Origin of the sequence: Pseudoalteromonas sp. SR41-1, assembly GCF_014164015.1 — a bacterium.
Classification (GTDB): Bacteria; Pseudomonadota; Gammaproteobacteria; order Enterobacterales; family Alteromonadaceae; genus Pseudoalteromonas; species Pseudoalteromonas distincta.
In genome coordinates, this window is record NZ_JACJEK010000001.1 from 244,491 (window position 1) to 258,409 (window position 13,919).

At 41.1% G+C, this 13,919-nt stretch carries 15 protein-coding genes; 8 read left to right on the forward strand and 7 right to left on the reverse strand.

Annotated features, from left to right (window positions below; genetic code table 11):
• The first annotated feature begins 70 nt into the window (after positions 1-70).
• A complete protein-coding gene (locus tag H5118_RS01010; protein WP_004334678.1) occupies positions 71-586 on the forward strand; it encodes an ankyrin repeat domain-containing protein in 516 nt (171 codons plus the stop codon).
• A 56-nt stretch (positions 587-642) separates the two neighbouring features.
• On the opposite strand, the gene yddG is transcribed toward H5118_RS01010, so the two are convergent.
• The gene (gene yddG, locus H5118_RS01015; protein ID WP_182747416.1) at positions 643-1,563 is read right to left on the reverse strand and encodes an aromatic amino acid DMT transporter YddG; all 921 of its coding nucleotides are present in this window, start codon (positions 1,561-1,563) and stop codon (positions 643-645) included.
• Positions 1,564-2,008: 445 nt separating this feature from the next.
• Between yddG and H5118_RS01020 the strand changes: the two genes are divergently transcribed.
• The 7 genes from H5118_RS01020 to H5118_RS01050 all read left to right on the forward strand — a co-directional run bounded on the left by H5118_RS01020 (position 2,009) and on the right by H5118_RS01050 (position 9,701).
• Complete coding sequence (locus tag H5118_RS01020) at positions 2,009-2,662, forward strand: TetR/AcrR family transcriptional regulator (protein ID WP_004334664.1); 654 nt, start codon at positions 2,009-2,011, stop codon at positions 2,660-2,662.
• Positions 2,663-2,665: 3 nt separating this feature from the next.
• Complete coding sequence (locus tag H5118_RS01025) at positions 2,666-3,148, forward strand: putative 4-hydroxy-4-methyl-2-oxoglutarate aldolase (protein WP_182692420.1); 483 nt, start codon at positions 2,666-2,668, stop codon at positions 3,146-3,148.
• A gap of 409 nt (positions 3,149-3,557) precedes the next feature.
• Positions 3,558-4,760, forward strand: a complete 1,203-nt coding sequence (locus H5118_RS01030; protein WP_182747418.1) for an amidase family protein — start codon at positions 3,558-3,560, stop codon at positions 4,758-4,760.
• On the forward strand, positions 4,757-6,358 hold the full coding sequence (locus H5118_RS01035; RefSeq protein ID WP_182747420.1) for a gamma-glutamyltransferase family protein: 1,602 nt from the start codon (positions 4,757-4,759) through the stop codon (positions 6,356-6,358). The genes H5118_RS01030 and H5118_RS01035 overlap by 4 nt, the downstream gene beginning before the upstream one ends.
• On the forward strand, positions 6,346-7,170 hold the full coding sequence (locus tag H5118_RS01040; protein WP_182747422.1) for a sulfite exporter TauE/SafE family protein: 825 nt from the start codon (positions 6,346-6,348) through the stop codon (positions 7,168-7,170). The genes H5118_RS01035 and H5118_RS01040 overlap by 13 nt, the downstream gene beginning before the upstream one ends.
• A 3-nt stretch (positions 7,171-7,173) precedes the next feature.
• Positions 7,174-8,403: an alanine--glyoxylate aminotransferase family protein gene (locus tag H5118_RS01045; protein ID WP_182736717.1), complete on the forward strand. Its 1,230-nt coding sequence runs from the start codon at positions 7,174-7,176 to the stop codon at positions 8,401-8,403.
• Between the two features lie 14 nt (positions 8,404-8,417).
• Positions 8,418-9,701, forward strand: coding sequence for an allantoate amidohydrolase (locus tag H5118_RS01050; RefSeq protein ID WP_182747424.1), 1,284 nt, complete (start codon positions 8,418-8,420; stop codon positions 9,699-9,701).
• A 138-nt stretch (positions 9,702-9,839) separates the two neighbouring features.
• Here H5118_RS01050 and H5118_RS01055 read toward each other — a convergent pair whose 3' ends face one another.
• The 6 genes from H5118_RS01055 to H5118_RS01080 form a co-directional block, all read right to left on the reverse strand.
• Positions 9,840-10,142 carry a hypothetical protein gene (locus tag H5118_RS01055; protein WP_007584337.1) on the reverse strand — a complete coding sequence of 101 codons (303 nt, stop codon included), beginning with the start codon at positions 10,140-10,142 and terminating at the stop codon, positions 9,840-9,842.
• 44 nt (positions 10,143-10,186) lie between these two features.
• Complete coding sequence (locus H5118_RS01060) at positions 10,187-10,435, reverse strand: DUF1272 domain-containing protein (RefSeq protein ID WP_182747425.1); 249 nt, start codon at positions 10,433-10,435, stop codon at positions 10,187-10,189.
• Positions 10,429-10,791 carry a 2OG-Fe(II) oxygenase gene (locus H5118_RS01065; protein WP_149593221.1) on the reverse strand — a complete coding sequence of 121 codons (363 nt, stop codon included), beginning with the start codon at positions 10,789-10,791 and terminating at the stop codon, positions 10,429-10,431. Before H5118_RS01065 ends, H5118_RS01060 begins: the two co-directional genes overlap by 7 nt.
• Before the next feature lie 234 nt (positions 10,792-11,025).
• Positions 11,026-12,564 (reverse strand): glucan biosynthesis protein, encoded by a 1,539-nt coding sequence (locus tag H5118_RS01070; RefSeq protein ID WP_182747427.1) that lies wholly within the window; start codon positions 12,562-12,564, stop codon positions 11,026-11,028.
• 367 nt (positions 12,565-12,931) lie between these two features.
• Positions 12,932-13,156, reverse strand: a complete 225-nt coding sequence (locus H5118_RS01075; RefSeq protein ID WP_007378552.1) for a ribosomal protein L7/L12 — start codon at positions 13,154-13,156, stop codon at positions 12,932-12,934.
• Between the two features lie 171 nt (positions 13,157-13,327).
• Positions 13,328-13,840 carry a hypothetical protein gene (locus H5118_RS01080; protein WP_024596157.1) on the reverse strand — a complete coding sequence of 171 codons (513 nt, stop codon included), beginning with the start codon at positions 13,838-13,840 and terminating at the stop codon, positions 13,328-13,330.
• Between the last annotated feature and the right edge of the window lie 79 nt (positions 13,841-13,919).

Genomic DNA, 13,919 nt, shown 5'->3' on the forward strand with positions numbered 1-13,919 from the left:
CTAAATAGCTATTTAAACCACAATCATGAGGAAGGAATAAACCCTTCCTCTTTTATAAGAGACAATTGTTATGCGTAATTTATTAATTATAGTCGCTCTATTTCTGAGCTTTACCAGTAGCGTTTACGCTCAAAATACATCAGATACACAAACACCCAGTACGCAATCTGAAACCCAACATTCTGCAAAAACTCAATACGATAGTTTATTTGCTTATTACTTTGCCGCAGCACGCACAAACGACACAGCTGTAATAGAGCAATTTGTAGATGCCGGTATTCCTATCGACAGCTACAACAATAAAGGCTACACCGCGTTAATGATTGCTACTTACCATGGTAATAAAAACACGGTTAACACACTTTTACACTTAGGCGCTAATGCCTGTCTAGAAGATAACCGTGGCAACACAGCGCTAATGGCCGCTATTTTTAGAGGTGAATTTAGTATAGCTAAAACACTCGTATCACTTGATTGCGACAACGCGCATCAAAACAAAGCCGGTCAAACAGCAGAGCAATTTGCACAAACATTTGGTCAACAAAAAGTTATAGAGTTACTAGCGCAGGTAAATAATGCAAAATAATCTGCACGCAACAAAAAGCCCTAAAATAATAGGGCTTATTTTTAATAAAATTAGCCTTATGTTGCAGACGCTATTTGAGGTTGTTTAGGCTTTTCTCGCGTTACAAAATAGCAAATTAGCGAGCCCACTGTTACCAGTACAACCCCTTGCCAAAACGAAGCGCTCAGCGTAATAGATAAATACAACGCCGAAATAATAGTAGAAAACACCGGTGTAAAGTACGAAAGCGTCCCCAACAGCATTAAGTTACCGCCAATAATAGCTTGATTCCACAGTGCATAACCGCTCCCCACTACTACACCAGCTAATAGCAACGTTATGCTTGAGCCCAGTGAAAACGTTAATGGCGCTTCATTACTAAAACCATATTGCGCCCACAAACTCATTGCCGTGACAGTAAAAAATAACGTAATAGCATTTTTACCATTACTCAGCTTTTGTGTAACTACGCAATAAATAGCCCATATAAACGCTGCAGCTAATGCCATTAAGTAAGTAGCAGGATTATCAGCAAAGTTAGTAACAAGCGTATCGAGTGACATTTTTTGATCGCCTGTAATACACCAAGCAACGCCTAAAAAAGCAATGATCATGCTTGGGTAAACCCAGAAACTTACTTTTTTACGACCAATAATAATAGAGAGCAGTATAGTCAGCGTGGGCCATAAATAATTAATAACCGCCATTTCCATTGCCTGATGACGGCTGTTTGCCATACCAATAGAAAGCGCCAAGCAAATTTCGTACGCTACAAATAATAAAGTACCTACTCCCAAGTAACGTTTCGAAAAACCACTAAACTTGGGCACTCCCATAACCAAAATTAAAAATATCGCACTGACAGAATACATAGCCGCCGCACCACCAATGGGGCTAAACAACTCAGAAATATCCCGTAGTAATGCAACTAAGCAACTCCACAGTAATATGGCCGCGACTCCATAAAGCGTGTATTTATTTTTGCTTAAAAACTCCATATTAACCCTAAAGTACTACTCGTAAATTTAAAACTAAACTAACAGTAATTATTTAATTAAACAATAAGGGTCTGTTGTTCTTTCAAGGTTAAATTTGCAGCAGTCTGTTTGGTATTTAGGCAAGGCAGAGCCTATATAGTGTGGTTATTCCCCATTAATAGGCTATAACGTAGCATTAATGCCAAACAGGCGCTGCCCAAAGGGTTCTTCCTAGGGGCTACTTACTCTTTGTTGCTCGGTTTTTACTTAGCCCACTAGGTTACAAATCTCGCGCCGCGATTAAATAGCCCCTAGTTTGAACAAATTTTAATCCGCAAAGATCAACAGACCCTAAAGTTAATAGCTTAAACCTCTCGTTTGTTTTTAGCATTCACCCTTTTTAGTAATTGACCTTTTGGTCAGTAAAGCTACAATCAATCAATACGTTAAACACGCAAACTTTATAATGACCACACAAATAAAGCCAAATAAAAAAGAAGTCACACGCGAGAAAAACCAAAAACTAATTTTAGATGCCGCCGAGCAATTGTTTTCGCAATTAGGTTACGACGGAGCAAGTATGAGCATGGTTGCTAAAGAAGCGCAGGTGCCAAAAGCTAATATTTTGTATTACTTTAAAAGTAAGGATGGTCTGTACGAGTCTGTGATTGACCGCATAATAGCTAATTGGAACTTAGGGCTCGATAACGTCACAATTAACGACGATCCAGCTACCGTGCTTTATAACTATATTAAAAGCAAAGTAATACTGGCCGTAAATCAGCCAATGCAATCTCGCTTATTTGCCAGTGAAATACTGCGCGGTGCACCCTATTTACAAAACTACTTTAGAACCAATACCCGCCCTTGGGTTAAACAAAAGGTTGATGTACTTCAAGCATGGATGGACGCTGATAAAATGGATAAGGTTGATCCCTACCATTTGCTCTTTACTATTTGGTCTACCACGCAATATTACGCCGACTTTCAGGCTGAGGTTTTACTCGTAATGAACAAATTAGAGTACGACGAAACCGATGTGGCACAAATTACGCAATCAATTGCCCACATAATTTTAAAAGGTATTGGTCTTAAAATACCTGAGCAAAGTGAGACTTAACCCATGACATCCTTTACTACACCCGATTTATTTGACGATCACCGCGATAACGTGCAAGTAGCAGACAGCGGCCTTTATCACTTTGGTAAAAAAACCACGTTTTATGGCAAAGTAGTTACCGTTACCTGCCCAGAAGACAACTCTTTTGCCGCCGATATATTGCATGAAAATGGTGAAGGTAAAGTATTGGTTATAAACGGGTTTGCGAGCAAACGCTTTGCGTTTATAGGCGATATTATGGCTGAGCGTGCCCTAAATAATGGCTGGGAAGGCGTAATAATAAATGGCTGTTGCCGAGATATAGAAATACTTGCCACGATGAACTTACCTGTAATGGCGCTAGGCTCTACACCGCGTAGTACCTTAAAGCGCGGCTTTGGTGATAAAAACCAAGCTGTTACCATGCTTAGCACCACTATTGAACCTAACAATTGGGTTTACGCCGATATTAACGGTTTAATCATCAGTAAAACGCCCCTTATTTAGCACTCAAAACCATATAAATAGAGACCAACTTGGTGCATCTGCGCACCAAGTTGGTTTGTTTTAGCTCATTTTAATCTCACTATTTCTACAGCCCACATTTACAAATCTCATACAACCCAACAAAACCTGACCAGTTGGACAGGATTTTAATTTATGGCATTCCTCTTGCTTAGTCTAAGCAATATAAAATCAAAACTACCGATTAAAAAGCGGAGCCTTAGCAATTGCATTAAATTAGTGATCTATTATAACGCGAAGAAAATGACGCAGTGAGTGCGCTATTTAATCCGATAAAATGATCATGTTTTTAATAAAATTGGTATTCATAATAATAATAACCAGCCCGCTTTTTAATCACTCTTAACTTAATAAGTAAGTACTTGGTCAGTTTTATAATAATGAGCTGCAAATGAGTGATAAAAAAAACAACAAAGGTATATTTTGCAATCACGGTCCTACCCTGTGGCAAACAAACCACTCTGGAGTGCTTGCAAACAATCGCTTAGCTGTAAAAGATGTATTTGCAGTAAAGGGCGAGCGTAACAGCGCAGGCAACCCACACTGGTTTAAAACAGCTAAACCGGCTCAAAATACGGCAAGCTCGGTTAATAAGCTCATGACCGCTGGTTGTAACTTTATAGGCTTTACCCATACTGACGAGCTGGCTTATAGCTTAGAGGGTAATAATATACATTATGGCGCTGCGCAAAATCCTAAATTAAAAGGGCATGCCTGCGGTGGTTCGAGTATGGGGTCTGCTGCATCCGTTGCTGCTAACTTAGCTGATATTGGCTTAGGCACCGACACTGGCGGCTCAATTAGAATACCCGCCAGCTATTGTGGTTTATATGGCATAAGGCCAAGCCATTACGTGATTGAAAAAGACGGCCTAATACCGTTGGCTCCCTCTTTTGATACCATAGGTTGGCTTACCCAAAGCGCTGAGCTATTAAGCGATGTAGGTAATGTACTGCTACCAAATCAAGCTATTAATAACGTTGATACCTTAGTTATTTGCGAGCCGTTATTTGAACTCGTTGACCCTGCTTTACAAGCCCCACTTAAACAATTGCTTGAAAAAACCAAGCCTAATTTTAAGCACCATAAAGAATTTGAACTGCCTAACAGCAGCTTATTAAATGAACTTGCGGATAGTTTTAGAGTACTGCAAGGGCGAGCAATCGCAAAAACGCATAAAGATTGGCTTCAATTGCAGGGGCAACTTCCCCAGTTTGCTCCTGCAATTGCAGCACGTTTTAATATGGCGCTTGCCCTAACTGATCAAGAAGAACAAGAAGCACTAAAAGTACAAACCCAATGGCAAACACTAATAGCTAAAAACCTAAATACAAACAGCTGTTTATTTTTGCCAACCACCCCCACAACCGCACCTAAATTAGGCGCCGACACAAGCGCCTTACGCATGCAAATTATTACGCTTTCGGCAATTGCAGGGCTTAGTGGCTCAGCGCAAGTGCATTTACCACTGGCTGATTTAGCAAATGATCATCCGTATGGTTTTTCATTAATGATGAGCCACGGTAACGATAAAAGCCTACTTGCTTGCGTTAAGCACCTAGCTGCACACTTTAAACAGGACACACCGGCATGACCACACACAACATTGCATTTACCGCGTCTCATTTTTCGGCAACAGAGGCGGGTATAAATATACTAAAACAAGGCGGTACAGCTACCGAGGCTATGGTAGCGGCTGCCGCTGCTATTAGCGTTGTATATCCACATATGAACTCAATTGGTGGCGACAGCTTTTGGCTTATCGATAACCCAAGCCAAAAAACGCCTACCGCTATTGACGCCTGCGGCCGCGCAGCAACTAATACAACGGCGTATAACTCGCTCACGCAAATACCAGAGCGCGGCGGATTAAGCGCACTAACTCAAGCGGGTACAATACGCGGCTGGCAAAAAGCGCTTGAACTAGATGAGCACGCAGCACTACCACTGTCAAAAATTTTAGCGCCCGCCATTGCACTTGCTCGCGAGGGCTTTACCGTTACAAAAAGCTTGCAAGCAGGCTGCGAAAAACTAGCTGCTGCAAATAATACCAATGACGCGTTTAAAAACCTCTACATACCCAATGGCAAGCCCTTACAAGAAGGCCAGCATTTTAAAAACCCTAAACTTGCAGCAACGTTTGAATACCTAGCAAAGCATGGTTTAAACGCATTTTATGAAGGCGCACTTGCCAACTCATTTGCCGCCGACTTAGCAAAAGCAGGCAGCTCAATTACCGCAGGTGACATTGCAAATACTAAAGCCGAGGTAGTTACTGCGCTAAATGCAAACCTCAGTGGTATTAATTGCTACAACTTACCCGCGCCAACACAAGGCGTGCATTCACTACAAATAATTGGTGCCGTAAATAAGTTAAAGCATTTAGCTAAAACCGATGCCGACTGGACACATTTAATTGTTGAAGCAACTAAACAAAGCTTTACCCATCGCCCTACCCTTTGGGCTGACCCTGAAGCATTAGGAGACGATTATAAAAACGCACTAACCGATAATCGCTTAAGCGAACTTGCTAATAATATTGATATGAGTAAAGCCAAAAAATGGCCATTTAACGCAGAGCCTGGCGATACTGTATGGATGGCAGCCAGAGATAAAAACGGGCAATTAGTCAGCTTTATCCAAAGTATTTACTGGGAATTTGGCAGCGGAATATTAATGAGTGAAGGCGGCTTTGTGTGGAATAACCGTGGTTTAAGCTTTAGTTTAAACAATGAAGATATTGATGCGAGTAATAATACCAACGCCCTTGCGCCAAATAAAAAGCCCGCTCATACACTTAACCCAGCACTGGCAAAGTTTAGCGATGGTCGTCGACTTGCTTACGGAACAATGGGCGGTGAAGGGCAGCCACAAACTCAAGCCGCTGTTTTTGCAGGCTACGCGTGGCGAAATAAATCAATAAAACAAGCAATTAGCGACCCTCGTTGGTTACTTGGACGCACATGGGGCGATACGAGTACAAATTTAAAAATTGAAAAAGAGTTAGTTTTTCATATAGAACATGAATTAAATCAACGTGACCACGATTGGGTAAGCGTTGATAATAATAACGAAATGATGGGGCACGCTGGGGCTATTTTAGATACACCTACAAGCCTTGAAGCTGCAACAGATCCTCGTTCAGATGGACGTGCAACAGTAACTACAGCAGGAACACAATGTCAGAAATAATAAATCAATGGCCAATTATAGTAGCCTTAATAGCAACCGGTATTTTTGCCGGTATTTTAGCAGGACTTTTTGGTGTAGGCGGCGGTATTGTTATCGTCCCTGTGCTGTATTTTTTACTGCAAGGTTTTGGCGTAAGCCCAGAATCGGCAATGATGATAGCCACCGCTACATCACTTGCAACCATAGTACCTACTTCGCTTTCATCTATTCGCTCGCATAATAGCAAAGGGAATATTGACCTTGCGCTAATAAAATACTGGGCACCATTTATTTTAGTTATGGCCGTTGTAGGCAGCTACTTAGCGCACTCAATACGCGGTAATGCACTGGTACTTATGTTTGCCTGTATTGCTATTTTAGTCAGTTTAAACATGTTATTTAGAGCCGGCGCACCCGCGCTTGTAAAACAACTGCCAGGTAAATTTGGTCAAGGCGTTATGGCAAGTATTGTAGGTGGTTTGTCGGTAATGATTGGCATAGGCGGCGGCACTATTGGCGTACCTATGCTAAACGCATTTAATGTACGTGCCCATGTTGCAGTAGGTACTGCGGCCGTTTTTGGTTTATTGATTGCGCTACCTGGCGTTATTACCTTATTAAGTATTGGCACAACGCCAACCGATGCTCCCCTAGGTACGTGGGGGTTGGTTAACCTCCCTGCCTTTTTTCTTATTATTCCGCTAACTATTTTATTTGCGCCTATTGGCGTAAAAATTGGTAGCAAGCTGGATCAAAAACAACTAAAACGCGCCTTTGCCGTTGTATTAATGATAACCGGCATACGCATGCTTATTCAGACTCTGGGAGCCTAAAATATGTTTAATAACACGCAAGTTCAAACCTTAAACCCACCACAGCGTTTATTAATGGGACCAGGCCCAATTAATGCCGACCCTCGTGTTTTACGTGCTATGTCGGCGCAGCTTATAGGCCAATACGACCCAGTAATGACCGGTTTTATGAACGAAACCATGGCACGTTACCGCGAAATTTTTAAAACCAAAAACGAATGGACCATGCTAATAGATGGCACATCGCGCGCAGGGATTGAAGCCGTATTATGCTCAATTTTACGCCCAGGCGATAAAGTACTAGTGCCAATTATGGGGCGCTTTGGCCACCTACTTGCTGAAATAGCAGAACGCGTTGGCGCAAAGGTGCACACAATAGAAGTACCGTGGGGCGAAGTGTTTACGCCAGAGCAAATCGAAAAAGCCATTGTTGATGTAAAACCCCATGTACTTGCTATGGTACAGGGCGATACATCCACCACCATGAACCAACCTCTTGAGCATATTGGCGATATTTGCCAAAAGCACGATGTACTATTTTATTGTGATGCTACCGCATCTATTGTGGGTAACGAACTTCCTGCCGATGAATGGAAACTCGATGCACTTTCGGTTGGCCTGCAAAAATGTTTAGGCGGTCCTTCTGGGTCTGCGCCATTAACACTAAGCGATAAATGCGCCGATTGGATCCAAAAACGTAAAAAGGTAGAAGCAGGTATTCGCACAGCCGATCATACCGACGGCACAGAGCCCTTTGTGCGCTCTAACTACTTTGATTTAGGTATGATCATGAATTACTGGGGCGAAGAGCGCCTTAACCACCACACCGAAGCCACCAGCATGCTGTATTGCGCCTCAGAATGTGCTCGCATTGTTATTGAAGAAGGCGTGGATAACTGCGTAGCGCGCCACAAATTACATGGCGATGCCATGCTAACAGGCATTCAAGCACTGGGCTTAAATGTATTTGGTGATTTAACACATAAAATGAACAACGTACTGGGTGTGTATATACCCGAGGGCATTAATGCTGACCACGTACGTGGGCAAATGTTAACCGACTTTGGTATTGAAATTGGCACCTCGTTTGGACCACTTCATGGCAAAATTTGGCGTATTGGCACTATGGGCTACAACGCCCGCAAAGATGCTGTATTACAAACACTCGCAAGCTTAGACGCTTGCTTACATGCCAACGGTTACAAAGGCCCTAAAGGCGAAGCCGCTATTGCCGCCCTTGCTCACTATAAATAAAAAAAGGATTTAGCATGACGATTGTAAGCCCACAACACAGCCCTTTATTAGATAAAGAACTTGCTGATGAATACGCAACACGCGCTTTATCTCGCTGTAAAACCCTCAGCGCACTATCGCAAATGCAAGGCGGTATTCACCGCGTGTACTTATCAAAAGAGCACAAAGACTGTAACGCCGTTACTGCATCGTGGATGGTTGAGGCAGGCATGCAATCGTGGCAAGACGAAGTGGGCAACCTTTGGGGGCGACTAAAATCATCAAACCCACATGCTAAACGTTTAATTATAGGATCGCACCTCGACACCGTTCCAAATGCAGGTGCGTTTGATGGTATTTTAGGTGTACTACTGGGGATAGAAATTGCAGCGCTTGCACATAAGTTAAAGCTCGACCTGCCCTTTCATTTAGATGTAGTGGGCTTTTGCGATGAAGAAGGCACCCGCTTTGCCACCACTTTAATTGGCTCAAAAGCCCTCGCTAACGAATTTGACCCACAGTGGCTAAACATTGAAGACACAAACGGCATAACTATGCGCCAAGCCATGCTGGACTTTGGTTTAAACCCCAACGACTATGCAAAGGCCGCACTAAACAAAAACGAATTACTAGGTTACTGGGAAACTCATATTGAACAAGGTCCTGTACTCGAATCGGTTAATCATGCGTTAGGCGTTGTAACTGCAATCGCAGGAGCAAAGCGCGCCATGCTTACCCTAACAGGCCAAAGCGGTCATGCGGGTACAACCCCAATGAACTTGAGGCAGGATTCACTAGCAGGCTGCGCTGAATTAGTAACCGAAATTGAAAAACTAGCAAGTAATGCTAAAAATGGCGAAGTTGCCACCGTAGGGCAAATACAGTCTCGCCCTGGGGCTACAAACGTGATTGCAGGCAAAACAACCATAAGCCTAGACGCACGCGCACAAAGCGACACCGATCTCGCTAACTTACTAAGCGTCATACAAAACAGCGCTCAATCTATAGCAAGCAAACGCAATTTAACGCTTGATTGGCAATGGACGCATGCCGCCGATGCCGTTGCGTGCGACACCACTATTCAGCATTTGTTTTCAAGCGCATGTAAACTCAATAACCAAGCATCGCCTTCACTTGCCTCAGGCGCAGGGCACGATGCAATGGCAATCGCTCCAATTTGCCCCGTTGGCATGTTGTTTATACGCAGCCCTGGCGGTATAAGCCATCACCCAGCAGAAGCGGTTATCGACAGCGATGTAACAAAGGCACTCAGTGTAATGTACAGCGCGCTTTTACTTTATGTGAAAGAGTGTGAGTGATTTTAAGGTAATCGAGTAAACCAAGTATATTAACTTGGTATGCTTAGGGGCTTAAACCTCCTCAAAGTCATTTGGAGGTTATTACTGAAGGCAGGTAAATGCAGGAAAACACAGGAATATACGTTATTTAAAGTAGCTTTATCGAGCTGCCCTTTGCTCTTTTAGGCTAAGGCGTTTATGTGAGCTATATACATGTTGAATGTTTGTACCATTGACCAAATATGCATCCATTTCAACGGTAATTAGCCCCGATAATGGCTTGATTTCTAGAACACCCAACTCACCTAAATTTGCAGATAGTAAAGTATTATTCCTAATAGCTAACAAAGTTTTGTCAGTATCTCGTAAGTCACCATTCACATATAATTTAGCACCACTAAACCAAGAGTTAATTATTTTAACTTTGATTGATTTAACGGTAAATTCAAAGGATTTTCTCATCAGATCTCCATATTCAGAAAATGTAATTATTATACTTTATGTTTTTATGTGTTTGGCGAACAAGCACTTTCTTTTAATACCCGTCTAGTCGATGCTGGGTAATTTTTTAGTGCAGCCAAAGGGCGAATTGGCCGCTGAACCAAATTACCTGAGCAGTTTGGGCACACGTTATTTAATAACGTTTGAGCACAGCCAGAACAAAATGTGCATTCAAATGAACAAATAAAAGCCTCTGTGGACTTTGCAGGTAGATTCTTATCACAACATTCACAATTAGGTCTTAAATCTAGCATTTAGCGCTCCCTTTTATCCACCCAATGCTGAGTAAATATCTATTACCTTTTATAACTTTTGATACCTGATGCTCACTTACATCAGGGCGGAATAGCTTAACCCGCTTTGTTTCAAATATCGGATTACTACAAATAAACTCACCACCCAAATCTGCTTTTTTCAGTACTATATTCAATCGATAGTGTTTACCAGATTCAACTTTGTCTGTGTGTGGTGCTATTTCACTTCCTTGTGGGAATTTAAGCAAATATGTATCAAATTTAATTGGCCACGTAGCACCACAAATCAACATTTTATCGTAGCCTGATTTTTGTCGGCCTCGCTCCCAACAAAATAATTTACTCAAAAAAAACATACAATCCCTCGAAACAGCTAACAAGCTGCAGGTTAACTCGTTTTTTTATTTTTATTGATAAACAAACCATAGCCGAGTTCATATTTTGATTCAATCGATTACTGTATTTTACGTGGGATATAAAAGGGAGTTTTAATGGTGTTTTGATTGGCGTTTTAAAGACATTATGGTGGCTATAATTGACAGAAAATCAAAATATAGCCACCCGTTTTACTTTAATGCTTATTTAAGGGCTTATTTAATCGTTACCTTTGCATCACTTACCCATGTTTCAGTTATAGCTTCTTCATTTTTATCAACTAAATACGCGCGTATGTTCACCGGATTGTTGTTAGCTTGTTTGTAGTCAAACGCTAATCGCCATTGGTTTGTACCAACTACCGGATAAACCCCAATAGGTTCTAGTATTTCACCGTTGCTGGCTTCAACAATCGGCTTTATACCACTTTTGTTATCTAATCCTTTAAATGCTGGACCTTCAAAATCAATCACCATTTTGTTAACGCCTTTAGGAATAGGCTGGCCGGGAATTCCGCCTAAGCCTTGGCGAGTATTTACAACGCTTGCAAGCGTTTTTGATTTTGGATCGAGTGGACGCCATTCAATATCATAAGAAAAGGTAAACTCGTCGCCTTTGCGCGCCTCTTTTTCGGGCACCCAGTAGGCAACAATATTGTCGAACGTTTCATCTTTTGTAGGAATTTCGATTAACTGTACTGCGCCTTTGCCCCAATCGTCAGTAGGTTTTATCCACGCTGATGAACGCTTATTGTAAAATACGCCGTCGTCTTGGTAGTTATTAAAGTCACGATCTCTTTGGATTAAACCAAACCCTTTTGGGTTCTCATCAATAAAGCTATTGGTTGACACCGACTGAGGATTATTTAATGGGCGCCAAACGTATTGACCCGATCCTGTGTGAATCGCAAGGCCATCGCTATCGTGAATTTCTGGGCGCCAATCTTTAGCTTCTGTTTTATCTTTTTGTGAGTACCAATACATACTGGTTAACGGTGCTACGCCTAAGCGTTCAACATCGGCGCGCATATACAAATTAGCCGTTACAGAGGTAATATGGCCTTTGGCTTCTTTGTTATCTTTACTTAAACCAAATCGATAAGCACCAGTGATAGAAGGCCCTTCAAGCAATGCCCAAACAGACACACTTTCACCTTTTTTCTCTGCGGGGCCAATCCAAAATGCAGAAAAGCGCGGAAATTCTTCTGGCTGATTCATACCCGTATTAATTGCAATACCTCGAGCCGACAGTCCATATTGCCCCTCTGGCCCGTCGGTACGAAAATAAGACGCGCCTAAAAAAGATATCCAATCGGGTTTCATATCTGGGCGCATTATTCTAAAGCCTGCAAATCCAAACCCTTCTGGGAGATCGTGAGCTGGGCTGTCATCAGGCATATCAAAAATATCATTACTAAAAGGTACATTTTGAACCTGATTTTTATCGTCTCTGATGTAAATACTTACTGGCTCAGGAAAATATCGACCAGGGTAAAATAATTGTACGGGCGCCTTTTTTCCACTTGGGTATAAGGTTTCATCTTCTTTAAAGCGTATTTTCCAGTGTTCGTCATACGTAATTTTATCGATTAACTCCGGCGCTGGCACCTTAGTTGGCGTATAGGGCTTTTCGGCTGAGGCTTTTGCTAGGGCTTTTAAGTCTTCGAATGAAAACTCCGTTTTATCTACTGCTTCTGTCGCGTAAGACGACATCGAAGTGCTAAAAATAATTGCGATAAATAACTTTAATTTCATAAAAAGAATATCCAATAAATTGAGTCAAATAAAAATGGGAATGCTGCACGAGCGTATGTTTAACTTAAAGTTCTGTATGGATATTACGTGACGTAATATGAACTAGCGTTTACTAAAGTATCGTTATTTGACTACAGAACCTCCCATAATTAATTTGTTTTTACGAGAATTGGTTTTAAGGGATTCGCGCGCGTTTGATGATATCGCTGAAGTGAAAATAAGTGGGATAGCCCAATTTATTATTAGATCGCTGGTATTCAAATGGATAAGGGTTGTATTTAGGTGGTGGAAAACGAAGAGGCTCACCCCTTTTAAAACTTGCAATTAATGGCTGAGTTTTATTTGGCCCTCACTTCAGGGCATGTTTTTATGTTTTTGAAGTTAATTTTTCAATAGCATCTTTAGCTTCTTTCAAACTTACACCATGAACAGATCTATAATATTTTATTGCTCTAACTTTATGACCTGATTTTAAAGCAACAATAACATCACCTTCGGTTACGCTGCCATGCTTAGGTATTGAGTTACCAAATATTAATATAAATAAAACTGCAATAACCGCTAAAACACCCCAAATATATTCAATTTCCATAAATATCCTCGATGTTCGAAAAATAATGAGCCTGTAGGTTAACTCGTTTTTTATTTATTTTTATTGATAAACAAACCATAGCTGAGTTCCTCTTTTGTTTGTAATAATGTTCACCAAGAGCAAAATGTATTTTTATTTTATCTTATTTTAATTATTCTTATTGGCTACTGGTTAAATAGCCTTTCGCATTTTATTTAATAACTCGTAGCATGCTTTATACAACAGTATTTCCATGTCTTCGTTATGGTACAAAGGACCCCAACGAAAAAAGCCTCTTAAGCTAAATTTTTTAGCTATGAATTCGCGCCACGTAACAGATTTAGAAACGCTAAACGTTTTAATCGTCTTATTGTGTTTAATATTATACAAGCGCGATACTAACTTAACTTTTGGTCGCCAAAATAGCGGAATAATAGCTGTATCAAAATCTATAGTGAATGCATCACCACCATGCAAAGTAACTATAACAACATCTAAACCAATATCTGACTTTTTAGGCTCTTTAATAGACGAAATACTGTGAAGACAAAAAATATCTTCAAGCTTCTTGTGCATATGATCTTGTAGTGAATCGCCCGTTATATAAAAAAACGACTCTACCTTAGAAAAATGGCTGTTATTAGCTACAGCTAACGATCCCAAATAAACATTTGGCTTTTCAGAGCTAAACCAATCGAATAGCAAATTTAAATTCCTTTTTTACTTATGCCGAATAAATAGGCCGTAAGGTTGTTATCTAAGGTTAGGGCGAAAAAGCAAAAAC